The sequence below is a fragment of the Vibrio hepatarius genome, from assembly GCF_001274785.1.
GTDB classification, from domain to species: Bacteria; Pseudomonadota; Gammaproteobacteria; order Enterobacterales; family Vibrionaceae; genus Vibrio; species Vibrio hepatarius.
In genome coordinates, this window is record NZ_LHPI01000001.1 from 66,055 (window position 1) to 89,447 (window position 23,393).

General features: G+C 46.2%; 24 protein-coding genes. 16 read left to right on the top strand and 8 right to left on the bottom strand.

Annotated elements, in window-relative coordinates:
• Nucleotides 1–26 precede the first annotated feature (26 nt).
• Nucleotides 27–1,163, top strand: a complete 1,137-nt coding sequence (locus AKJ31_RS00310) for a response regulator (RefSeq protein ID WP_053407099.1) — start codon at nucleotides 27–29, stop codon at nucleotides 1,161–1,163.
• Nucleotides 1,164–1,185: 22 nt separating this feature from the next.
• Here the strand turns inward: AKJ31_RS00310 and AKJ31_RS00315 are convergent, their stop codons facing one another.
• Nucleotides 1,186–3,039, bottom strand: coding sequence for an ABC transporter ATP-binding protein (locus tag AKJ31_RS00315; protein WP_053407100.1), 1,854 nt, complete (start codon nucleotides 3,037–3,039; stop codon nucleotides 1,186–1,188).
• A gap of 314 nt (nucleotides 3,040–3,353) precedes the next feature.
• Between AKJ31_RS00315 and AKJ31_RS00320 the strand changes: the two genes are divergently transcribed.
• The 4 genes from AKJ31_RS00320 to AKJ31_RS00335 all read left to right on the top strand — a co-directional run bounded on the left by AKJ31_RS00320 (nucleotide 3,354) and on the right by AKJ31_RS00335 (nucleotide 7,143).
• On the top strand, nucleotides 3,354–4,331 hold the full coding sequence (locus AKJ31_RS00320) for an arginine deiminase-related protein (RefSeq protein ID WP_053407101.1): 978 nt from the start codon (nucleotides 3,354–3,356) through the stop codon (nucleotides 4,329–4,331).
• A 250-nt stretch (nucleotides 4,332–4,581) separates the two neighbouring features.
• On the top strand, nucleotides 4,582–5,661 hold the full coding sequence (locus tag AKJ31_RS00325) for a matrixin family metalloprotease (RefSeq protein ID WP_053407102.1): 1,080 nt from the start codon (nucleotides 4,582–4,584) through the stop codon (nucleotides 5,659–5,661).
• A gap of 228 nt (nucleotides 5,662–5,889) precedes the next feature.
• On the top strand, nucleotides 5,890–6,813 hold the full coding sequence (locus AKJ31_RS00330; protein WP_053407103.1) for a hypothetical protein: 924 nt from the start codon (nucleotides 5,890–5,892) through the stop codon (nucleotides 6,811–6,813).
• Nucleotides 6,814–7,143 (top strand): hypothetical protein, encoded by a 330-nt coding sequence (locus AKJ31_RS00335; protein WP_053407104.1) that lies wholly within the window; start codon nucleotides 6,814–6,816, stop codon nucleotides 7,141–7,143. It abuts the gene before it with no gap.
• Here AKJ31_RS00335 and AKJ31_RS00340 read toward each other — a convergent pair.
• From AKJ31_RS00340 to AKJ31_RS00355, 4 genes are all read right to left on the bottom strand, one after another.
• Nucleotides 7,130–7,888: a siderophore ferric iron reductase gene (locus AKJ31_RS00340; RefSeq protein WP_053407105.1), complete on the bottom strand. Its 759-nt coding sequence runs from the start codon at nucleotides 7,886–7,888 to the stop codon at nucleotides 7,130–7,132. The genes AKJ31_RS00335 and AKJ31_RS00340 overlap by 14 nt on opposite strands.
• A gap of 370 nt (nucleotides 7,889–8,258) precedes the next feature.
• Nucleotides 8,259–8,744 (bottom strand): peptide-methionine (S)-S-oxide reductase, encoded by a 486-nt coding sequence (locus AKJ31_RS00345; protein ID WP_053407106.1) that lies wholly within the window; start codon nucleotides 8,742–8,744, stop codon nucleotides 8,259–8,261.
• A 100-nt stretch (nucleotides 8,745–8,844) separates the two neighbouring features.
• Nucleotides 8,845–9,450 carry a c-type cytochrome gene (locus AKJ31_RS00350; protein WP_053407107.1) on the bottom strand — a complete coding sequence of 202 codons (606 nt, stop codon included), beginning with the start codon at nucleotides 9,448–9,450 and terminating at the stop codon, nucleotides 8,845–8,847.
• A gap of 59 nt (nucleotides 9,451–9,509) precedes the next feature.
• Nucleotides 9,510–10,823: a molybdopterin-dependent oxidoreductase gene (locus tag AKJ31_RS00355; protein ID WP_053407108.1), complete on the bottom strand. Its 1,314-nt coding sequence runs from the start codon at nucleotides 10,821–10,823 to the stop codon at nucleotides 9,510–9,512.
• Between the two features lie 439 nt (nucleotides 10,824–11,262).
• On the opposite strand from AKJ31_RS00355, the gene AKJ31_RS00360 reads away from it, so the two are divergent.
• The 5 genes from AKJ31_RS00360 (at nucleotide 11,263) to AKJ31_RS00380 (ending at nucleotide 16,768) form a co-directional block, all read left to right on the top strand.
• A complete protein-coding gene (locus tag AKJ31_RS00360; RefSeq protein ID WP_053407109.1) occupies nucleotides 11,263–12,180 on the top strand; it encodes an alpha/beta hydrolase in 918 nt (305 codons plus the stop codon).
• A gap of 73 nt (nucleotides 12,181–12,253) precedes the next feature.
• Nucleotides 12,254–13,189: an alpha/beta hydrolase gene (locus AKJ31_RS00365; RefSeq protein WP_053407110.1), complete on the top strand. Its 936-nt coding sequence runs from the start codon at nucleotides 12,254–12,256 to the stop codon at nucleotides 13,187–13,189.
• A 110-nt stretch (nucleotides 13,190–13,299) separates the two neighbouring features.
• Nucleotides 13,300–14,199 (top strand): AraC family transcriptional regulator, encoded by a 900-nt coding sequence (locus tag AKJ31_RS00370; RefSeq protein WP_053407111.1) that lies wholly within the window; start codon nucleotides 13,300–13,302, stop codon nucleotides 14,197–14,199.
• 113 nt (nucleotides 14,200–14,312) lie between these two features.
• A complete protein-coding gene (locus AKJ31_RS00375; RefSeq protein WP_053407112.1) occupies nucleotides 14,313–14,564 on the top strand; it encodes a DUF2999 family protein in 252 nt (83 codons plus the stop codon).
• A gap of 599 nt (nucleotides 14,565–15,163) precedes the next feature.
• A complete protein-coding gene (locus tag AKJ31_RS00380) occupies nucleotides 15,164–16,768 on the top strand; it encodes a methyl-accepting chemotaxis protein (RefSeq protein WP_053407113.1) in 1,605 nt (534 codons plus the stop codon).
• Nucleotides 16,769–16,826: 58 nt separating this feature from the next.
• Here the strand turns inward: AKJ31_RS00380 and AKJ31_RS00385 are convergent, their stop codons facing one another.
• Entirely contained in the window at nucleotides 16,827–17,750 is a 924-nt protein-coding gene (locus AKJ31_RS00385) for a LysR family transcriptional regulator (RefSeq protein WP_053407114.1), read from the bottom strand.
• Nucleotides 17,751–17,889: 139 nt separating this feature from the next.
• Between AKJ31_RS00385 and AKJ31_RS00390 the strand changes: the two genes are divergently transcribed.
• A complete protein-coding gene (locus tag AKJ31_RS00390) occupies nucleotides 17,890–19,200 on the top strand; it encodes a DUF1254 domain-containing protein (protein ID WP_053407115.1) in 1,311 nt (436 codons plus the stop codon).
• A gap of 65 nt (nucleotides 19,201–19,265) precedes the next feature.
• Here the strand turns inward: AKJ31_RS00390 and AKJ31_RS00395 are convergent, their stop codons facing one another.
• Nucleotides 19,266–19,655: a universal stress protein gene (locus AKJ31_RS00395; RefSeq protein WP_053407116.1), complete on the bottom strand. Its 390-nt coding sequence runs from the start codon at nucleotides 19,653–19,655 to the stop codon at nucleotides 19,266–19,268.
• Between the two features lie 185 nt (nucleotides 19,656–19,840).
• On the opposite strand from AKJ31_RS00395, the gene AKJ31_RS00400 reads away from it, so the two are divergent.
• A complete protein-coding gene (locus tag AKJ31_RS00400; protein ID WP_053407117.1) occupies nucleotides 19,841–20,380 on the top strand; it encodes a redoxin domain-containing protein in 540 nt (179 codons plus the stop codon).
• Nucleotides 20,381–20,414: 34 nt separating this feature from the next.
• On the opposite strand, the gene AKJ31_RS00405 is transcribed toward AKJ31_RS00400, so the two are convergent.
• A complete protein-coding gene (locus AKJ31_RS00405; RefSeq protein WP_053407118.1) occupies nucleotides 20,415–20,771 on the bottom strand; it encodes a winged helix-turn-helix transcriptional regulator in 357 nt (118 codons plus the stop codon).
• Between the two features lie 305 nt (nucleotides 20,772–21,076).
• Between AKJ31_RS00405 and AKJ31_RS00410 the strand changes: the two genes are divergently transcribed.
• The 4 genes from AKJ31_RS00410 to AKJ31_RS00425 all read left to right on the top strand — a co-directional run bounded on the left by AKJ31_RS00410 (nucleotide 21,077) and on the right by AKJ31_RS00425 (nucleotide 23,380).
• Nucleotides 21,077–21,622, top strand: coding sequence for a DinB family protein (locus AKJ31_RS00410; protein WP_053407119.1), 546 nt, complete (start codon nucleotides 21,077–21,079; stop codon nucleotides 21,620–21,622).
• 51 nt (nucleotides 21,623–21,673) lie between these two features.
• Nucleotides 21,674–22,162 carry a hypothetical protein gene (locus tag AKJ31_RS00415; protein WP_053407120.1) on the top strand — a complete coding sequence of 163 codons (489 nt, stop codon included), beginning with the start codon at nucleotides 21,674–21,676 and terminating at the stop codon, nucleotides 22,160–22,162.
• Nucleotides 22,163–22,281: 119 nt separating this feature from the next.
• Nucleotides 22,282–22,908, top strand: coding sequence for a LysE family translocator (locus AKJ31_RS00420; protein WP_053407121.1), 627 nt, complete (start codon nucleotides 22,282–22,284; stop codon nucleotides 22,906–22,908).
• 43 nt (nucleotides 22,909–22,951) lie between these two features.
• Nucleotides 22,952–23,380, top strand: coding sequence for a gamma-glutamylcyclotransferase family protein (locus tag AKJ31_RS00425; RefSeq protein WP_053407122.1), 429 nt, complete (start codon nucleotides 22,952–22,954; stop codon nucleotides 23,378–23,380).
• Nucleotides 23,381–23,393 lie beyond the last annotated feature (13 nt).

A 23,393-nucleotide genomic window follows, 5' to 3' on the forward strand; every position in this document is an offset into this window, starting at 1 on the left:
TAGATAAACTTTTTTGGGATATTTTTATGCCTACAGGAAACTTACGTGATTGCACTGTGCTGATAGTTGATGATTCTGCTGATAACCTCGCTTTTATGGCTCAAGGGTTGAAAAATCTCTATCATGTTAAAGCGGCCAAAAGTGGCGAAATGGCGCTTTGCATATTAAATCAATTTGATATTGACTTGATTCTGCTTGATATTGTGATGCCTGATATGACTGGTTACGATGTAATCCGAGCCGTACGTGCTAACCACGATAAGTGCAATATTCCGGTTGTATTCCTGACAGGAAAAAACTCACCTGAAGATGAAAAGCTTGGCTTTGAATTAGGTGCAGCGGATTACATACATAAGCCAGTGAGTATCCCTTTACTGCGTTCGCGAGTGAAAACCCACCTGCAAAATAAACGTTCAAAAGATATCTTACTCGATCAAAATGGTTACCTAGAGAGTCAGGTAGTAAAACGTTCTTCTGAGCTAGATCGAATGCAGGATGCGGTGGTGTTTGCGCTCGCTAGTTTGGCGGAAACTCGTGACCCAGAAACGGGCAACCATATCTTGCGCACTCAACATTATGTCAAGCTCTTGGCTGAAAAATTGGCCGAAAAGCCCCATTACAGCAACCTCCTGACACCAAAAATGATTGATACTTATTTTAAGGCTGCGCCGCTTCACGATATCGGTAAGGTTGGCATCGTCGACTCGATCTTACTCAAACCAGGCAAGCTAACCGACGAAGAATTTGAAATCATGAAGAGGCATACCACACTCGGTTTACTCGCATTAGAGAAAGCAGAGACACTTTCTGGTGCCGAAAATGAACTAATTACCGTCGCCAAGGAAATCGCCTATGGTCATCATGAGAAATGGAATGGTTCAGGTTATCCCAACGGTTATAGTGGGGAAGCCATTCCATTGAGTGCAAGATTGATGGCGCTGGCGGATGTTTATGACGCGTTGAGATGTCGCAGGGTGTACAAAGACCCTATGACTCACCAAGACGCGAAGCAAATTATTATGGCGGGTAATGGTCAGCACTTTGACCCAGAGGTTATTGAGGCATTTATTGAACAAGAACAACTGTTTATCAAGGTTGCAGAAGAGTTCGGCGATGAAGCCCCTGATTGTTTTATTGAAATGAAAAAGCCAGTCAATTTATGACTGGCTTTTTAAAGAACTAAAATTAGGCGCTCTGTTTTGCGTCTTCTTGATCGCCAATGAACCCACCGGTCTGGTGCGCCCACAATTGTGCGTAGATGCCGTTGCTTTTAACAAGTTCTTGGTGAGTGCCTTGTTCTACCACTTCACCTTTGTCTAGCACGATCAGGCGATCCATCGCGGCGATGGTCGACAAGCGGTGCGCAATTGCGATTACCGTTTTACCTTGCATCAACTCGTTTAAGCTTTCCTGAATGGCCGCTTCGACTTCCGAATCGAGCGCTGAAGTAGCCTCGTCAAGAATCAGCAACGGCGCATCTTTAAGTAGCACACGAGAGATTGCGATACGCTGGCGTTGACCACCCGAGAGTTTCACCCCGCGTTCACCAACTTGCGCGTCGTAACCCGTATTGCCGAATGGGTCGCTGAGGGTTTCGATAAACTCATGGGCGTGCGCCTGTTTGGTCGCGCGCAGTAAATCTTCCTCTGTAGCGTCTGGATTGCCGTAAAGAATGTTGTCGCGAATTGAACGGTGTAGCAGTGAAGTATCTTGCGTCACCATCCCAATTTTCGCGCGTAGCGAGTCTTGTGTAACGTCAGAGATCACTTGGCCATCAATCTTAATCTTACCGTCTTCTACGTCATGGAAACGCAACAACAAGTTAACCAAGGTGGATTTACCCGCGCCAGAACGACCAACCAAGCCGACTTTTTCACCCGGTTTGATGTTTAGGTTCAGGTTGCTGATCACGCCTTTGGTTTTGTCGCCGTAGTGGAAGCTGACATTATCAAACTCGATCCCACCTTCACGCACCACAAGGTCTTTCGCGCCAGGTTTGTCTTGGATATCCACCGGTTTTGCGAGCGTCTTCATCCCGTCAACCACGGTACCCATGTTTTCAAACAGCGCGCCGACTTCCCACATGATCCACATCGACATGCCGTTAATACGCAGCGCCAGTGCAATAGCGATGGCAATCGCGCCTACGCTGATCGAGTTATCCATCCACAAGTAGACAGACAATGCACCGATTGAGAACACCAAAATGTAGTTGGTGATTTCAACTGCAACGTCAAAGCCTGTGACCAAACGCATTTGGCGATATACCGTATCAAGAAAGCCGCGCATACCTTTTTCTGCGTAATCGGTTTCACGTTTGCTGTGTGAGAACAGCTTCACCGTTGCGATGTTGGTGTAACTGTCGACGATGCGTCCGGTCATGGTAGAACGTGCATCTGCCTGCTCAGAAGCCACACGTTTTAACTTAGGTACAAAGTAGATTTGAATGCTGATGTAGCAAGTTAGCCAGATAAGCATTGGGATCATCAAGCGGATGTCAGCTTGCGCCAGCAATACCACCATCGAAGTGAAATAGACCGACACATAGACGAATACGTCCATGGTTTTCATCACTGTTTCTCGCACCGCCAGCGAGGTTTGCATCACTTTCGTCGCGACGCGGCCTGCAAAGTCATCCTGATAAAAGTTGATGCTCTGTTTAAGCAAATAGCGGTGCGCGAGCCAGCGGATAGACATCGGGTAGTTGCCAAGCAGAGTTTGGTGGATCAGCAACGAGTAGCCCACCACCAGAATCGGCATCACAACGACCAGCAATACGCCGTAAAAGATCAGTTGGCTGCTGTTTTCTTGCCAGAAGGTTTCCGGATTGCTGGTGGAGAGCCAGTCAACCAAGTTACCCATCGCGCCAAACAGTGAGACTTCAACCACCGCTACGATAGTCGACATGATTGACATGATGATCAGCGGAATTTCAAACCCACGCGTGTAATAACGACAGAAAGCCAAAATACCACTTGGCGGCTGCGTGGGTTCTTCACCGGGGAAGGGTTTGGTAAATCCCTCAAATTTCTTAAACATACTTGTTTCCTAAACGCACAAATAAACAACAGAGTGTTATTAAGACGAGCGTGTTAATCCATAAACAGGAAGGGGGAACGCCATGGTATACGTTTGGTAATTAAAATGTAACTGGTGGAATATCAGTATCTATGCATATTATTCAGTCAACTCTGCTGTCAAATAAATGCTACAGTTAATTTAACTTCACCAGATGTATAGCGCAGCTGTTTTTACTGTTTGGTGGTGAAAATTGTAGTTAACTTCAGTAAATATTAATTTAACATTATGCCTACAATTTGCTGCATTGAGTGAGAAAAAGTGAGTTTGTCACGATGTTAAAACAGCAAGCATTACCAGAAAAACAATTAAAAACGGTGCAAAACGCAAACTGCGTAATCATGGTGCCACCAAAAGAATTTGCTTTTAACGCGGAAACCGCAAAAGACAACGAATTCCAGCACAAAGTGAATGATACCACTGAGCACATTCGTTTGCTTGCGATGCAGGAGTTTTCCATTATGGTGAGCGAACTGCGTCAAGCTGGCGTGCAAGTTGTGGTATTTGATTACCCGCTTGGCGACGTTGAAACACCAGACGCTGTGTTCCCAAACAACTGGTTTAGCACAACTGCAGAAGGGGAATTATTCACCTTCCCGATGGCGTGTACTAACCGCCAGCACGAAGTGAAGCCAGACGCGCTTCGCAGTGCTTTAGAAGCGGCTGGACGCGAAGTGAAATCGGTGGACTCACTGACCTCTTACCTCGATATTAACGCCCACCTAGAAAGCACTGGTGTGATGGTGATGGATCACATCAACCGTACCATCTACGCGGCGCTTTCACAGCGCTGTGACCGAGAAGTGCTCGAAGACTACGCGGAGCGTATCGGTTACGAGCGTGTGGTGTCTTTCCAGACCGCACTACCTTCTGGCAAACCGATTTACCACACCAACGTGATGATGGCAGTAGGCGAAGGCTTCTGCGTGATTTGCGATGAAGTGATCCCTGAATTTGAGCGTCGCTTTGTGCTCAAATCGCTGGCAAAAGATAAGCAGGTGATTTCGATCTCGCTAGAACAAATGAACCAGTTCTGTGGCAACATTCTCCAGCTTGAAACGATTAACGGTGACAAAGTGATCGCGATGTCTCAGTCTGCTTACGATGCCTTCTCGCCAGCTCAGCGTGCTCAGCTTTCTAGTCACGGCCGTTTGATGCCATTTAACGTGCAGACGATTGAAAACATCGGTGGTGGCAGTGTTCGTTGTATGTTGGGTGAAGTCTTCCTTCCAACACGTGCACCTAAGCTGTAACGTTCGATATTAAAATCCTAATAAGCACCTTGTTCTGTCAGCGATAACCTTGCTGCACAAACGGGTGCTTTTTTGTCTCTGTCATTCCTATTTTGCTTTTTATCCCAGACTAAAACACGCCTGATTTTTATTGAGTATTAATCACTGGATTTCGCATATTTGCGAAACCCTCACAGTGGTGCGGTTCCCTATTCTTATAGTGAAGGAGTTGCGTATTCAGCGGCTCTAACTCAACAACAGGAGAACGCAAATGGCTAGGGAGAAGAAGCACACTCATACCGAAGATGACCAAGCGCGTTGTTGCACCATTCCGGAAGTTCAAGTCCGGAGTTTGGCACACATATCCGATGGTCATCGACAACGACTGATCGCCAAGTTAGACCGAATGTGGGTCAACGGCACGCAACTGACTTATTACTTCTTTAAACAACCGGCGAATTGGCGTGGTGGCAGCGAACAAGAGCAAGCGGTTCGAGACGCGTTTGCGACGTGGAAAAACTGCGGTATTGGGTTGCAGTTTAGAGAAGTGCAAAACCCAGAAGAAGCGATGATCAGGATTGGTTTTGACCAGAATGATGGTTCGTGGTCATACGTTGGCCGAGACTGTATTGATCACGCTAAAAACCCGCAAGAACGCACCACGAACTACGGCTGGGACCTCACGACAGAATATGGCCGTGACACCGCACTGCACGAACTAGGGCACGTGTTGGGCTTTCCTCATGAACACCAAAACCCTCGTGCTGGGATCGTGTGGAATGAAGAAAAGGTCTACGAAAGTTTGGGCGGTCCGCCGAACAACTGGTCAAGAGAGCAAACCCATTGGAACATCATCAGAAAGATCGCGCCTAACACGGTGGATGGTTCAGCTTGGGATAAAGACTCGATCATGCACTATCGCTTTGCTGCGGGTTTAATTGAAAGCCCGGCGGAATATCAGACCAAACCGCTAATTCCTGCTAGTGGTTTATCGCCCGTCGATATCCAAACTGTGCAGGCGTTGTACCCAGCTCTGGAAGAGACCGTCGCCGAGCTGCGTGAGTTTGAATCACAGCGATTCAGTATTGCGGCAGGCGAGCAGGTTGACTTTATCATCAACCCGTCGATGACAAGAAAGTACACGCTGCAGACGTTCGGCAACATGGATACCGTCATGGTGCTGTTTGAGTTGCGTGACGGAGTGGAAGAGTACATCGAAGGGGATGACGATAGCGGACACGACTACAACGCAAAAATCGAAGTTCACTTACATCGAGGACGCCAATATATCGTCCGTACTCGGCTATATTACGCAGCGATGCGTGGTATGAGTTCGATCATGGTGTACTGAGAATAAAAGCCGCTGTTTATCGGCGGCTTTGCCTCGTTTGATTTACTGCCCACCAAGATATCGATGTAAGTGATTTATTTGTCTTTTACATATTGATTTAACTAATGTCTCATTCAAAAGAGAAAGCTCGCCTTAATCAAAGAATACGGTTTTGTCTCTCGTCAATTCGCGCTATCAGAATTGCATCAAGGTCGTTGTTTCGACCGCTTTGCTTAAAAGTGACTGCCCATGTTATCGAAATTTAAATTGCTTAAACCTGCACTGATGATGACACTTGTTCTGACTCTAAGTGCATGTGCCTCAAAAGAGTCTATCAAACTGGTTGGTGAATACGCTAAGCAGTCTGCAAAAGTGCAGCAAACCTTGCACTCTATGTATGATTCGGCTGACGAGGCGAGGGTGAACGCTGTACTTGCTGGCGCGGTTCGCGACGGGATCCCCACCAGTCAGTTGGACGTTGAGTTGATCGACAGCCAAGGCCAGCGAACGGCGCTCGACAGTTTGCTCCAATACTCAAAAGCACTGCATTCGTTGGCAGCGTATGATTTTGGCGCAGATATCGATGAGGAGACTGCTGATATAAACTCATCGCTGGTGTCGATTGCTGACAACCCACTGGTTGAAGATGTTACCCAAGATCAGGTGCAAGTTGCCTCGATGGCGATTAATGCGTTGGCACGCGCCTCTACGGAATCTTCTCGCTACAAGGCGCTCAAGCAGGTGATGAGCACATCACAGCCTGTGGTCAACTCGACCATCAGTGTGTTGCGTGAAGAACTCCCTGCTTGGCAAGCGGCGCTGCAATATTCGTTGAATAAAGAACTCAATCTACGCACTTATCTGCTCAACAATCCCAACCGCTGTGAAGTGGTTAACGATATACGTTGCGTGACGTTTCACCACACTTTAGAAGAGCGTATGGATGCCTATCGCAAAGCCTATCAACTAAAACAGACGTTAGTTCAGTTGGACGATCAGTTTGCCAAGTTGGATGAGGCGTTAGCCGGGTTACTCGAGCTAAATAGCGCGATTGTGACCTCTTTGAATGTTGACGATGACGTCAGTCTCAAAGCGGCGAAAAGAGCGTTAAGAAGCAGTAAGCGTCAGGTTGATGCGATTAAACAATTCAACAAAAGCCTCAAGGAAGAGTAAATGAAGATCGTTGAACAGTCTTACATTGAGACAAAAGCAATCTACGATAAATTGGATCAATACCTGAGTCGTATTCTTATCGACCCAGAGCAAGAAGCGTTGCTAAAACAAATGGAAGCATTGGGAGAGGTGCTGTACCAATTTCACCTCAGAATCATTGAGGAAAACTCGGCGTTGCTGAACAAAGAACAATGTGAATTTCAGCGCCTAATCGACTGCGCGCAAGAGGCTAATGCTGCATTAGATAAGAAAGTGGGACAAGTTGAAAAGTTAGCAAAAATTGCGAAAAAAGTGGATAAAATTCTCGAACAAGTCGCTAAGTTGTTTTAATACCTACTGCGCGTTTAGGCTGTTTATTGTCTGGATGACGAGGGCAGTCTGCACACAGTTTACGACCTTGGCACTTATAAACTAAGCAACAACTGGTGCGAATAAGTTTAAGCGAGTTTTCATCGTGACCACTTTTAAGTGACTCCGCAAGTTTCTCGGGCAGCCCACAGGCGTTGAGCCACAACTTTGCGTGAGCACGTATCTCATCGCGAGTCAGCTCTGGCGTTAGTTGACTGAGTTTGACCAAACAAGCCAATACACCATCGGCAAATAAATGGTTGGTGAAACCCGGACGCACTCGCACCCATTGATTCATTTCATCTCGATAAAAATCGAACAACTGCTTGAGCTGTTCGCCCGCCGCGTAGATCAACTGCTCTCTTTTTCCTTCACGATAGCCAGTATCGGCAAACTGAAAGCCACTGATAAAGTTTGTTTGCACTGTTTGGCCAATTGAGCGCAGTTCAGGTAAACCACGGCAGGCATAAATCGCCACAAACGCGACGTAAATCGGTTGCCAGCAAAGTAAAGTCCAAGTTCTGGTTAACCAGTACGCCGCGCCCGCTTCTGGATGAGCGCGTTTTAACTCTTCATACAATTTTTGAATCGTGTCTGAGCAAGGCTGCTCGAAATAGAGTAAGTCGGTTTGATTAGGAGCAGACGAAAGCGCCACTTTACCGTCAAGGTAAGGCGTGATTTGTCGTGCGTGTTCAAACAATTGCTCAAAAAAAGGTGATGGACTCATATTGCGTTTCACCGCTTGTCAGATGAATGAGTAGGGTTGCCTACATTGGCGTTTCTTACTGCGGGTTATCTGAGGAAGTGGTTTCATAGGTTTTGTTACAACACGTCCAATATAAAAGATTAAATTTATATTGCAAACATAAATGATATTTGTTTTCATTCGCAACCGTTATATTTAATCAACTCAAATGGAATTGAAGAATGAACAAGCTGTTTGATGAGGATTATTACTTCCGCGGTATTGATACCAGTCCAGTTGGTCGATACTCAGCACTGGGGCGTTCATACACGCTTGATTTGAACTACCAGTTCTAACTCGTTTGATCGAAAAGTAAAAGCCGCCAGTTGTTGGCGGCTTTCTTGTTTCTTGGTTACGAGCGGTTTTTGTATTTGTACAGCAAATCCAACGGCAGGTGACAGTAGCTGTGATCTGCCGGGTGCAGCGTTAGCCTGTTCTGATGCTCTTCATCGCTTTTGACGTAGTTCGTCAGTGGCAAGATTTCCAGCGCGATGCGTTCGGCATCTTCTCTGGCGGCAATATGTTGTTTGACACGCTCTAGGTACGTTGGGTTGGTGCTGTATACACCAGTGCGGTACTTTTTACCGACATCGTTTCCTTGCTTGTCTACGCTGTAAGGGTCGATGATTTCGAACAGATAGTCGACCAAGCGTTCAATATGCACTTGGCTTGGGTCAAACTCAACCCTTACGCATTCCGCGTAGCCATCGTAGTCGCTGGATGTGGTATTTGTGGCGCCATTAGCGCGACCCGCTTCGGTTGAGCTAACACCCGGCACGTGTTTAAGAAATTCCTGAACGCCCCAAAGGCAGCCACCAGCAAGATAAATCTGTTCCATCTGAAAAATACGCTTGAGTTAGTGTTGAGCAGACTCTAGCAAAGTTAGCCGATTAGGTTAACCAGCAACGGTGTTTAAGTCGTGATGTGATGCTCTTAAACTACATACCATAATAGGTAGAAAGGTAGACCAGCACCGCTTCACGGTCATCGGGATTGAGTTCATCCATACCTTGTTCTTCGACCATCCAATCGAGCGTTTCGTCCCACCTTTGTTTACTCAGTCCTTGTTGGGTGACCAAATGCAATGAATGACAAGCCGAGCACACCGACGCGACCAATGCCATATTCTCTCCCGGCGCTAATATTCCATCGCCCACAGATTTAATAGCGCTGCCAGCCGATTTTGTTACCCAGTTTGCCGGAGTCGGGTTTTTCGTCGCCAGCCAAGCGATAATCGCGGCGCGCGCTCCGGGGTCTTTTATGCCGGGAAAGACCATGTTCGTGCCGGGTGCGTATTCGTTTGGCGCTAAGAGAAACGCATCCAATTTGTTTGCATCCCATTTGCCGTCGAGCTTTTTGAGCGCATCGCTATAGTTGAAACCTTCGGCGCTGGCGATATCACGCTGTGCGATTCCCCACAGTGGTGGACCTACCACCGCGATGCCATCCGGTTCGAATTGGTGACACGCCTCGCAAACCATCGCTTGTTGCTCGCCCGCTTGAATAAGTGCCTCATCGGCGCTGCTCGGCAAACTTACCAGCATCGCAACAGCAAAAGAGAGCGGGATAACCCGCCCTAATTGATGAGTGCAGTTCACGATACTCACCCCTTAACGACCAGTGCGATACGGTGGAAAGTATTGTTTAGGTAGCCTTTCGGATTCCAAGCGATAGCAAACGGCTGGCTGATACCTTGGTCGTCGGTCGCTTTCACCCAAACTTCGTAATAACCCGCTTGCGGGAATTTCACTTTGGCGTTGAAAGTTTGCCATGCACCTGTATTGGCAGGCGCTGCGAGATCTGCGTCCATCCAAGTGGCACCAAAATCGATTGAAAGCTGCACTTTATCGACTTTGCGGTCGCCAGACCAAGCGTGACCGCGAACTGCGACTTCATTGCCCATCACCTCGGTATTTGTTTGCGGCGAGGTGATCAAGGATTTCACTGGCATGCGTTCGATGATGTCGAAATCTTCGGTCGCCACTTTTTCACCGGGTGCGACTGGACGGTTTGGAACTCGGTAAGAAGTGCCGGTCATTTTCGGACCATCGTGTATCTGGTCGCGAATCTCTATCCGTGTCAGCCATTTTTGCGAGCACGAGCCAGGCCAACCCGGTACAACCAAGCGCAACGGTGCGCCGTTCATTGGGTGTAATGGCTCGCCATTTTGGGCAAAGGCGATAAGGTTTTCACTGCTCAGGGCTTTGGCAATCGGCACGCCGCGAGAAATGGGCAGTTTATCGGCTTTACCAGACAGGTGTTTGTCTGCGCCATAATGTGCGGTGTAGACAGCACCAACTTTAAGTCCCGCGGCTTTGAGCACATCCGCTAACCTTACCCCTGTCCAGCTAGAGCAAGCTACCGCGCCATAAGTCCATTGGTTACCGGTGGCTTTCGGGTCAAAGAAGGCTCGGCCATTACCACCACATTCAACCACCAGTTGTTGCTCGACTACTTCAAAGTTTTTTTTCAAATCGGCGATCGATAACGTCATCGGTTTATCGACTAAACCATCGATGGTCAGCGTCCAATTGTCGGCGTCGACGTCGGTTGGTGGAATGCCGTTGTTACGGATAAAGTGTCGACGGGTTGGAGTCACATCATCGTTAAGTAGGTGAGGGGGTGTTTCGGCGTTCATCGGGCGGTCATTGAGAACAGTTAAGCCGTCTTTTCCTTCGATCATCACATCATCGAGCCCTTCTGCAAACGCAGCAGGGATAATTCCGGCAGGCATGTTGCGGTGGAATGGAATTGCACCGCCCAGCACCGCGGCCATTGTCGCTAATCCAGCACCTTTTAAAAAGCCGCGTCGGTCTGGGTAACTCACGCGTCCAAAGACTTTTTCGTCCGCAGATTCTGGGTTCTTCTCGTAATATTTATAGATGCCCTGCGGGTTGTTTTTCTCGTTCTTACTCATGTTGCGTTCCTTTGTCGGTCAACGCCCAAGAAGCTGAACCTCTACGCCATCTACAGCTCGGTAGCGCGTGCAACCAATCTCTCACTGATACTTACCTATTCGGTCGTTCATCTCTAAATTTAGTTGACGATCTCTGGACTTCACAATAATTGCTTTAAGAAACGCTAATGTTGGCTTTCAGGTATCTCCTTAACCTTATTCCAGTCGGAATGGCTTGAACAATGAAGCTCACAGCGTGATGTCCATATTTTGCCTACGGTTGCATTGATGTTTTTGTCATTATCGACAGAAAAAAGACACATTAGGCAAGTAACTCGTCATTTTAGGCAAAACGAGATTGGCTCCAATTCTTATACTGGATTCCAAGTTAAGAGTTAAGGCTAGCGCCGTTTACCTAGCTACTCTTGCTAACATTAAATTCTAATAAGGAGCTACGGCCATGAATAATAAAGTCACCTTCCCAAATACGAATGGTTTGAACATTACGCTAGCTGGATTGATTAATTTCCCTGCTGATTTCGATGAAAACCAAACTTATCCAGCCATTGTTGTGTCTCACCCAGGTGGTGGCGTTAAAGAGCAGACCGCAGGTACTTATGCGAAGAAATTGGCGGAGCAAGGCTTTATTGCCATCGCGTACGACGCTTCTTATCAAGGCGAAAGTACGGGTGAACCGCGTCAGCTAGAAAACCCTCATGTCCGAACTGAAGACGTCAGCGCGGTGATCGATTACCTCACAACCTTGGATTACGTCGACAATGATCGTATCGGTGCGATGGGGATCTGTGCGGGTGCGGGTTATTCTGCAAACGCTGCGATTAATGACCGTCGCATCAAAGCGCTGGGTACGGTGAGTATGGTCAACATTGGTCAGATGTTCCGCAACGGTTGGGACAATAACGTAAAAGATAGCGACGCGCTTCCTTACATCGAAGCGGGTTCTGGATTCCGTACCTCTGATGCGAGCGGCGCAGAAATTGCGACAATCCCTCTCGCTCCGATGAAAGAAGAGGACGCGCCAAACGAAGAGTTACGTCAAGCGTGGGAATATTATCACACCGACCGCGCTGCCTATTGCACCGCGCCTGGTTTTGCCACTGCCCGCAGCCTAAACCAGATCATTACTTATGATGCGTTTTTCAAAGCAGAAGCTTTCTTGACTCAACCACTGCTCACTGTTGTGGGGAGCGAAGCTGGTAGCAAATGGATGAGTGATGATTTGATGGCGCGTGCCGCGAGTAACGACAAGCAAATGTACGTGGTCGACGGTGCAAACCACATGAATCTCTACGATGGCGAATCAGAAATTGCAGAAGCCGTCGGCGTATTGGCGCCTTTCTTTCAGCGTACCCTGTAACGCATATCAAACTGAATAATTTTAGCAGAGCACAGCGAGTGCTGTGCTCTAACGCTGCGTTTGGAGAGCAAACATGAATAACAAGAAAGTCACTTTTAGAAATGCTGATATGGCTTGGGATATGTCAGCTTTGATTCTCTTTCCACAAGGCTTTGATAAATCAAAACGTTACCCAACTATGATTAGCGTGCACCCATTTGGCAGTTGTAAAGAGCAAACATCAAGTGCCGTGTACGGCAAGGCTCTGGCTGAATTGGGTTACGTTGTGATCGCGTTTGATGCGAGTTTTCAAGGTGAATCAGGTGGTGTCCCTCGTTACGTTGAAGACCCTAGTCAGCGCGTCGAAGATATCAGTCGAGCCATTGACTATGCGGTAAATCTACCTTACGTCGATCAAGACCGTATTGGTGCCCTTGGGATTTGCGGTGGAGGTGCTTACGTATTCAGTGCGGCTTTAACCGAAAAGCGCCTAAAAGCCGTTGTTGGTATCACGCCCGTGAACTTAGGTCGCTTGTTCCGCGAAGGTTTCAGTGAGTACAACCCGATCGGTGCACTGGAATCTATGGCGGCGCAGCGAACGGCTGAAGCGCAAGGTGCAGAGTTGCAAGTGAATGAGCTGCTTCCGCCTAGCGTTGAATTTGCCAGAGAAAATGGATTAACGGATCGAGATGTCTGTGAAGCAACGGATTACTACAAAACGGCGCGAGGACAAAGCGAAGGCGGAGCGACACGAATGCTGTTCTCTCATGCGCAGAAAACACTGAGTTGGGACGCGTTTGCGTTCGCTGAGACTTTAATGACACAGCCAGTTATGGCCGTTGTAGGACGAAAAGTCGGCGCGTTTGGCGCGTATCGAGATGGACAAGAAATCTACGGAAAGTCTGTCGCCTCGAAAGATCGCCAGTTAGTGGAACTTCAAGATTGGTCGCACTACGATCTCTATGATCATCCTGAGGCTGTTCGTATTGCAATGGATAGCATTGAACCTTTCTTAAATAAACACCTTTAATTAGGGTGTGTTGTCATTGATAGCGACAAGAGGCTATCAATGACAACGGGAAAGGGTATAGTCAGTTTAATAAAAGAAACAATGTGTTAGACAAGTAGAGGTTTTGTCGGATGTTAATAACAAGCGGTAGCAGCATGATTCAGTCGTTAGCCGACAAAGCGTTTGCACACGGAAAAAGAGAAGGGGACCACAGCACAAGTATTCCCGGATTGACGGTACATATCAGGAATAAGCCGACTGAACCGCTGCATTGCATTTACACCTTAAGTTTGTCGATGATATTACAGGGCAGTAAGCAGTTGTCGGTAGAAGACGAGTTGATCTCTTGCGCTGCAGGGCAATCCATGTTGACCACCTTTGATTTGCCTGTGGTTTCGCATGTCACCGAAGCAACCAGACACAAGTCATTCATCGCCTTGGTATTGAAGCTGGATTACGCTTTAATCATGCAAACCTGCGCTGAGCTTGAAATAGAAAAACCATCCAAAGATTTAAAGTATCAACCGATATCATCCCATGATATTGATGCAGGACTATGTGGTGCAATGAGCCGGCTTTTGGGTTTACAGCAAGATCCAGAATATCTGGACAGTTTGTCCCCTTTGATAAAAAAAGAAATCATCATTCGCTTGCTACAAAGCCCACATGGCATGCATCTAAGGCATATGGCGTCTGCTGGTGCACCAAGTAATCAAATCTTAAATACGGTGACTTGGATGAAACAGAACTTTACTCAGTCTGTGGGAATCGACGAGCTGGCTCAGCAAGCTCATATGAGTGCGTCTACTTTTCGCCAGCACTTTAAATCTCTAACGGGAAGTAGTCCATTGCAGTACTTAAAGCACTTACGGCTGCAAGAAGCGCGAGACCAGATGCTATTAAATGGGTTAGATGCAAGCCAGGCAAGTGGTTTTGTCGGTTATGAAAGCGCCTCTCAGTTTAGCCGTGAATACAGTCGTCTATTTGGGCTACCGCCGCAAAAGGATATCCAGCGATTGAAGCTCTCATGAACCGTGGTTCAACACTGACTGCTATGATTTGTTGAGAGTAACGCGTTCAATCTTGCAGGATGCGATGCTACACTGCCGCTCAGTTTTATGGTGTGTTTAGAAAAGGAAAGATGATGAACCCGATTTTAGCTCTGTTAAAAGAAAACAATATTAGCGACGAGCAAATTAAAGAACTGTTTGAAGTGTTGACGCAAAACCCGCTTGCGGCAATGGCGACGATCGGACAACTGGGTTTACCTCAAGATAAACTGCAATTGCTCATGGGTCAGGTAATGCAAAACCCTGCTCTCATCAAAGAAGCGGTGGACGAACTAGGACTCGATTTCTCGAAAGTCGAAGCGGCGAAAGCGCAACTACAACAGTAGTTTTATTCGATTTAAAAGCCGTCGACAGAGTATCTGCTTTGTCGGCGGTTTTTTGTTTCTTCCACCAAACTTGAACCCACTTGCTCAATATAGTTGATATCAAACTCTTGGTGGTATGCGTGTCATTGTATATTAGCAAGTTCGGAAATATTAGCTTATAAGTGTGTGGTGTCATATTTGTGCATTATGCATATAAAGGCGTATTTTTATTAATATTCTGCATTGGCAAGAAATAACTCTTTAATTCTTTGTTACTGCTGTTTTATGGTTTTTTAATCTTCATTGTTATCAATAACTTCCCATAAATTCTATTTTTTGTTGGTGTTATTAAAATTTCTTATTTATCAAAGATCTTGAGTGTTTTTTTTTCTTATAACGAGGTGATATTTCGGTAAGTTACTGTTATTTTGTGTAAATATTTATTTACTAAAATGTTGCTTTGAGGATTCCCGATATTCATCGTTTATGAATGGATTCATCGCTATTTAACAGACTTTTCTAAATCTACGTGCTACGTTGTTGTTAACCGAATGTGTCTTTCTTGTATGAAAGTAACACTGGTAATAATATTTTAATTACTACTTTGGTAAATAATAACAATGAAAAGTATTTCTATTAAGCTATTGATTATTCCTGCATTTTTTATTGCAGTGTTGCTGGGCTACCACGCTAAGTCTATCTCAACCTCTCAAGCTGTCATGGACAGTTTCAACAGTGTTTATGCGGATCGGGTAGTTCCACTCTCATCTTTGAAATCCGTCTCTGATTTGTACGCAATTAATATCATTGACGCCGCCAACAAACAGCATGTCGGACTGGTCTCGTACCAAGACTTTGTTGCTGGGGTTGAGGATTCCGTAAAACAAGCGCGTGTTATCCTAGACCAATACCTCGCGACTCAACTCACCCCTCAAGAACAAAAACTCGCAACCGTGCTCGACAACAAGGTCGCGAACTTGGAGAAAGTTTTACCGACACTGATTGCCAAGCGAACAGAGGGCACTATTGATGACCAAGCCCTGATCATCGAACTCTACAAGATGATTGATGACTTGGGTGTAGAGTTGTCTGAACTGGTTCAATTGCAACTAGATGTAGCAAAAGCGGAACTGGATCATTCTCAGCAAGCTTTCAGCCAAGCGAACTTTTATGGCTGGGTAATCCTAATTACAAGTGCGTTGCTGGCGGTTTTTGTCTCTGTGTTTATGGTCAAACGGGAGCTGCGCAGTTTACCGGATTTCTTGGCATGGCTAGAGGATATTTCTAACGGCAATGTGAAGCAAAACGAGTGGAAGAAATCCAATAACGAACTGGATCTTATCGGTGAGAGGTTGTCAGTACTTTCAACCAAGCTGCAAACGTTTGTAACTGGAAGCCATAACAACATGTACGCACTGCATGACAGTCAGGAAGCTATTGCCAGCTCAATTGCTAACAACGAGCGAAACTCTCAGGCGGAGCTATCGTCGGTAGAGCAAGTGGCGACTGCTGCGACAGAGTTATCGTCAACCGCATCAGATGTTGCTGTGAATGCGGTTCGCGCTGAGGAGTCGGTGTCAGAAGCGTCTAGCATTATTGCAACCAGCAATGAAGTGTTGCAGAAGTCTAACACCACCACTAAGCGAGTCAGTGAGTCGATCTATGAGGCGAGATCTATCGTCAACGAATTGAGAGAGTACTCGGATAAAATCAGTTCTGTGGTCGATGTGATTAACGGTATTTCAGAGCAAACTAACTTGCTAGCATTGAATGCGGCGATTGAAGCGGCGAGAGCGGGTGAGCAAGGGCGTGGCTTTGCGGTAGTCGCCGATGAGGTTCGTGCACTGGCGGCGAAAACCCAGCAATCGACCATCGATATTCAGTCGATCATTTCTATGCTGCAAGAGCAGTCGCAAAAAGCAGATGCGTCTATGACTCATAACGTTGAGCTTATCGACGAGACGCAAAACGCGACTCAAGAATTGATTGAAGCGTTTGAAAATGTCGCAAACAAAGTGAGAGATATTTCCGATGTAAACTCGATTGTGGCGACCGCCGCAGAAGAGCAAAACGCGGTAACGCAAGATATCTCAAGACAGCTTGAAGAGATCAACCACTTGGTGCAAGAGAACCTAAAAGGGATCGGCAGTACCAATCGTTCGAATCAAGAAATCTCTAAGCTGACCAATCAGTTAAGAGATGAGTTAGCGTTTTTTAAAGTGTGAAGACGAGAGTCTTCGCCTCCCCGGGAACAGCCGCTGCCAGTCAGCGGCTTGTTTCTTTCTATTTCGAGCTTATCCCCAAAGAGCCCATCAACTCGTCTACCGTTTCATTCAACCAGCGGATGATTGGGTCATTGCGGCGTTTTACACTGTAAACATAACCAAAGTTACCTTCTAACTTAGGCAGAGATTCATCCAGTTCAATAACTGAAAAACGTTCATCCAGTTGGTCAATGAGGTAACGAGAGCACGGGAATAGCACATCGTTGTCTGCGACAAGGTTTAGGATGGTATTGATGTGTGTGGTACGCAACTGAATCCTTGGCACGATGGACAAAGGTTGTAGCAAGCGCGAAATATGCTCTTCCTTTTCATTCCAATGCTGGATGATATGTACTGCGTATGAGTATTGAGAGATCTCGCTGAGTTGCATGATGCGACCGCACTGAGGATGGCCTGTACGACAAGCAAAAGCAAAGTCATCGCGACCGCCTTTCTTTTGCACTAAATACTTAGGTAAATCCATTGGGAAGTAGTTAATCCCAAAAGAGATTTCATCTGCATCTATCTTGTCTGGCGTGGTTTCTGTCCAGTCTTCAATCACTAGATTCATCAGCGGTGCTTTTTGCGCCAGTTGTCTCGCAAAAGCGGCAGCGAACCACTGCGCAATGGATGCATTTACAGCGATACGGACTTGACTTGTTGAAGTGGCTGGGTCAAAACGCGTCGGGTTATTCACCAAGCTTTCGATGTCGTCAATGATACTCGCGAGCTGAATTTTTATCTCTTCTGCCCTTGGGGTTAGCTCCATTACCACGCCTTTTCTAACCAGAATGTCATCGTTAAATAGTTCACGGATCTTTTTTAAACTTCGGCTAACAGCGGGCTGACTGGTACAGAGCTTTTCGGCAGCGGCGGTAACATTACGCGTCTCAAGGATCACGGAAAGCACTTTTAAAGTGTTGTAATCAAAATTGGTCTGCATCGCGGCATCCATTTGGCTGAACTCTGCTGACTATATCATTATTGATATGATCTAAATATCAATGATTCATTTCTGTATGGATGAAATTCTTGCCATTCTAACTGCATATTCCACTGAACAGACGAATGGATGAACCGATATGAAAATGACACTACTCGCTGCTATTTTGGGCTTAACGACTTTGGGTGCAACCAATGCGTTCGCCGCTGATACCAGCAATGCTGAACTGGCAAAAGACGCGTATATCTACGGCTATTCAATTGATGAAGCGTACAAGTTTTTCTATCACACGGCAGTGGAAAATGATTACCCACTGAACCGTTTTCAGAACATTCGTGGTTTGGCGGATGATACCTACACGGCACACCCAACGATCAACAACGATACGTTGCATTTAATGGGTTGGCTGGACGTCGCAGCAGAGCCTGTGATCGTCAGTGTTCCAGATATGGATGAAGGCCGTTACTGGATTCTTCATACGATGGATATGGGTCATTACACTAACGCAGCCTTTAGCTCTCGCACTCGCGGCACAGAAGGCGGACAGTTCATGTTTGCTGCTCAAGACTGGCAGGGTGAAGTGCCAGACTCAGTTGACGAAGTTGTTCGTGTCGACAGCAACTTGGTTAAGTTGATGGGACGAATCATGGCGCTTGGCGGCGACGATACGCAAATTGCGCTCGATTATATGGACCAATGGACTATCCGTACATTGTCTGAATATTTAGGCCAAAACGGACCTAAACCCGTTGAAAGACAATACCCAGATCCGAAAAACACCACTTGGTTAGAGCGTGTCAACTTTGCGTTGTGTGATGGCACAATGGGTGAGGCGGACAAGCAATGGCTTGAGAAGTATCAGTCTATTGGCGTTGAACCATGTAAGACAGACTTCACTGCAGAACAGTTGAAACTGGCTAAGCAAGGTGAAGACGCGGGCATGAAACACCTTATCGAGCTTGCGCCTAAGATGACCGATGCGCGTAAGCTGTTAGGTACTCGTGAGTCGCTGGGTGATGCGCCAAGAGATATCTTTGCTGAGGGGACGTATCTTGGTCAATGGGGGCTACCACCGATTGAAGCGTTTTATCGTAAAACAGACTTTGACGGCAATGGGCAGAAGCTGGATGGCTCAAAGCACGATTATATGATGCGCTTTAAAGCACCAAACGTGAGTGAGTTCTGGTCGGTGACGATCTACGGCAATGATGATCGTTTGATGGCGAAAAATGACTTGAATCGTCATAGTCGTGGTGACCGAACCATGAAAGCAGACAAAGATGGTTACTACACTATCTACATGAGTTCGGACGCGAAAGGTAAAGCAGGCGATGCGAACTTCTTACCGATTCCTGAAAAGCCATTCTACGCGATTATGCGTTTCTACGGTGCCGATGAAGCTATCCAAAGTGGCGAATACCAAATGCCAGAAATCAAAGTCGTAAAATAAACACGATCAACAAAGCCCGCATAGGCGGGCTTTGTTGCGCTTAGAGGTTTTGTCATTTCTGCTTGTTAGTGGTCCAAATACACCACTAATAAATCGGTTTCCACTGCGTTGGCGACTTTCGGCACAGAAGAAAACAAGCGGCTCCACAACTTATGGTGGTGTCCGCACACGACTAAGTCGATGCCCATTTCTTTGACCATCCCAGACAACTTAACGTGTAAATCTCCGACCACAATCAAGGCTTCATCAATCGGGTAGTGGCTTTGATCTGCTAACGCTTTTAACTGTTGCTCCAAAGACTGCTGATCTCTGGGCTCTAAAACCACTCTGTCTACATCAACGAAGACCAAAGACAACTTACTATTATTCTGTTGGGCGATGGATATCGCTCGGTTGATGACGGTTTGGCTAGAGTCGGTTAAATCCACCGCCACTAAAATATGTTGGTAATTCATTTTCCCTCCCAAGTGACTGCTAAGCATTTAAGTAAAGTCTAGCAGTCTCAGTTGAGGTGAAGCGTTTACGCCGAGAATCGAGACTAAATAGCACTAGGTTACCAAAAGTTAACTACTTGAAAGCCGCGTTGGGTGTTTTTACATTGTAGATATTCAGCCATCATTTAATTGACTCAGGAGCGAGTATGGCACATTCAGTGAAGTTAAAAGCGGGCGATACGTTTCCCAAGATTGAAGCGACGTTGCTCGATGGTTCAGTGGTCACGTTAGGAAAGCCGCAAGAACAAGGAGTATGGCAGGCGGTGTTCGTCTATCGTGGAAAGCATTGCCCACTATGTACTAAGTATCTCAATGAAATCGAAAGCTACAAGCAGGCTTTCTTAGACGCAGGTGTGGAAGTGTTGGCTGTCTCAGCGGACTCGAAACAGCAGTTGCAAGAACACGTCACGCAATTAGACGTCAGTTTTCCTATTGCATACGGTCTGTCAGAGCAACAGATGAAAGAGCTTGGTGTGTATATCTCGGTGCCTCGCTCTGAGCAGGAAACCGACCATAATTTCTCAGAACCAGGTTTGTTTGTGGTCAACGAAAATGGCGAATTGCACGTTGTGGACTTGTCTAACAATCCGTTTATCAGACCAGAGCTTGGGGCGTTAACACGTGGCTTAGCGTGGATTCGAGATCCAAATAACCACTATCCGATCCGTGGTACGCTGGATTACTAAACCCTTATAAGCCCGCTGAATTGGCGGGCTTAACTTAAATATTGTGCGTCTCTGACCATACGCGTAAATCATCTAGGATTTTCAGTGCGGTTTTACCAAACTCGGTTAACTCATAGCTTACCGCCAGCGGACGTTCACTAAGCACTGTTCTCGCTACCATTCCTTCGTTTTCCAGTTCTTTCAGCCGTTGGTCGATGATCTTTTTGCTCGCACCTCCCAGTAGGCGAACAAGGTCATTGAAACGAACTGGCCCGTCTTTTAGCTGATAGATTAAAGACCCTTTCCATTTTCCGCCGATCAAACGCATCCCTTTTTCGATAGGGCATGGCTCTGTACATGGATTAATCACAGATTTACGACCTTTATGGTCGACAACGATAGAACTTTTCATTGGCAGGTCTTCTTGTTCTTAAGCAAAACAGCGGTGCATTTCAAACTGATTACCATAGTAAACCGCTCGAAAATGCTTTCAGTTAGTACAATAGAACTGAGAACCTCGACGTTTATTTCACGCCATTTTCTAACTAGCAGCCTTCATCTCGATATCATTTGTATTGCCAGTTTCATTCTGCGTCCTCTTCTTTTCGAAGCCACTCGATATTTGAATATGTTCACTTGTTGCATAACAAGAGTAATGACATGCTAACGAGACAGTGAACGATCACTCGTTAAACTATTCCATGTACTTGAGGCAATATGGACTTTTCCCCAAATTTTAGAATGTTAGCGCTGTATAACCAGCGGATGAATAAACAATTGTTGGATGTGTGCAGCCAACTGACGCAAGAGCAACTGCACTACGATATGAACGCATTCTTTCCGAGCATTATGGCGCATTGGAATCATATCCTGTTCGGCGATTTAATCATGCTTCAGCGCTTAGTCGACAATCAGATTGTCGTGGTTGACCCTGCTGTCTTTGGCACACTTCCTAACGCGAAAAGTGTCAGTGATACGTTCGCTGATTCCTTCGAAGAACTGCGAGTGCTAAGGGAGTTGGTTGATTCCATTTACGTGAATATTACTGGAGCGTTTAACACTGCGAGCGGTACTCGGGTGGTTCGGTACACAACAACAGAAGGGCAAATGATTGAGAGAACTGTCGATGAATTCTGTATGCATATATTCAACCATCAAACCTATCACAGAGATCAGCTCACCTGTTTGTTGAGCCAACTTGGTTTGGATTTTGGCTGTACAGATTTGCCTGTCATTGTTCCTGAAGGCGCTCAGGTCAAATAAGGGTGTGTTTCACGATTTATTCAATTTGTATGATTAACTCAGGAGAAGTCGATGTACTTTTGGAACATTGAAGCGTTAAAAAAAGACATTGTAAAAGATAGACTGACAGAAAAAGAACGATTTGTGTACGTGCTTATTTATCTCGTGCTTACGGCGGTTGGCTTCGAGTATCTTCAACAAGTAGATACAGAACTGGAAAACATATGGGATAGTATTGAAGCAATAGCGAATGTTCTTATCGTGCTCATAGGTACTTACTGCGCTTATCGGGCTAACGGTGGAGAAAATGGTCAGGACTTTTTAGGTCGTTACTTTAGCGTTGGCTTTGTTGTTTCAATTAGGTTTTTCGTGTACCTCATTCCGATTGTCATCTTACTAATTATTTATTTTGTGTTGAGCTTTCCAGATAGTGAGGTCATAGAAACTACACCACTTGAAGTATCGGTGCTCCTTGCGTGGAACTGCTGTTTATATGCAAATATTGTGAGGCATTTGAAAGCGGTAAAAAATACTCCGCGGAACATAACCGTTTCAGCTTAGCCAGCGTAAATAGTACTCACCGATATATGTAGTGAGTTGCACCTTAGTAAGCAAGTCTATAGGTTAATTCTGTATACCAATTAAACAATCCACTCGAACGTCATTAACAAGGAGGTTATATGTTCCCGCTCGAAGTCTTTATTACCTACACGTTGGCTTGCTTATTATTAGTCATCTCCCCAGGGCCGGATAACCTTTTGGCGGTTGGTCGCGGGTTAAGCCAAGGTCGATTGGCAGCGACGATTTCTGGGTTGTCTTCCGGTGCGGGTATTCTCTTTCACGTTATCGCCGCAACATTCGGCTTAACCTTATTGATCCAAACATCGGAGCTAGCTTTCTACGCAGTTAAGCTTGTTGGGGCGACTTATCTGATTTGGCTGGGCGTCAAGGTGCTTCGATCGCGAAACTTGTTTTCCCTCGAACCCGCTAAAAAGCAGTCATTAAAAACGATCTTTTCTACGGGCTTTCTCTCTGCTGCATTAAATCCTAAACCGGGAATGTTTGTGCTCGCCTTTGTACCGCAGTTTGTCAATCCGCAATTGGGCTCCGTCACGGTACAAATGATTGGCTATGGTGTTTGGTTTGCCTTACTAACCGCGATCGGATTTAGCCTAATGGGCGTTTTTTCTTCTCAACTGTCAGAATGGTTGCGTAATAAGCCTAAGCTAGTTTCTGGCTTAAATATTGGCGCGGGGATGACGTTTGTTTCTTCTGGCTTAGCGGTTGCTTTTATGAAGCAGCGCTGATTATTCTATATCCTTATCATGCGATCGAAATAAGGAGTGTTTCGTGCACAAAGTGTTTGTATTCGGGACGCTTAAACAAGGCTTCCCCAATTTTAAAACCAACAAAGGTGTTCGTATTGCAGGCGATTTTCAAACCCAGAAACGCTACCCGCTTTATCTGGTCGGAGAGCGCCATTCTCCGTGGTTAGTGCTGAATGAAGGGCACGGGCAGCCAGTCAAAGGGCAAGTATTTGAAGTCGATGACCAAGCGTTGGAGGCAATGGATACTTTGGAGCGTATCCATGAGCCAGATGGGTATCGCAGGATAACGATTAAGGTTAATTGCTTGCAATCTGGCAAAGAACTCGATGTATTTCTCTACGCCAAACCACCAGAAATGCTTGACCAATCTGAAGTGAAAGCGGTGCTTGATGATGAATATCGTCTTGAGCACGCCAAGTTGTATCGCAGTCGATATGCTTACCCAGAGTAACCATCAAGTCGCT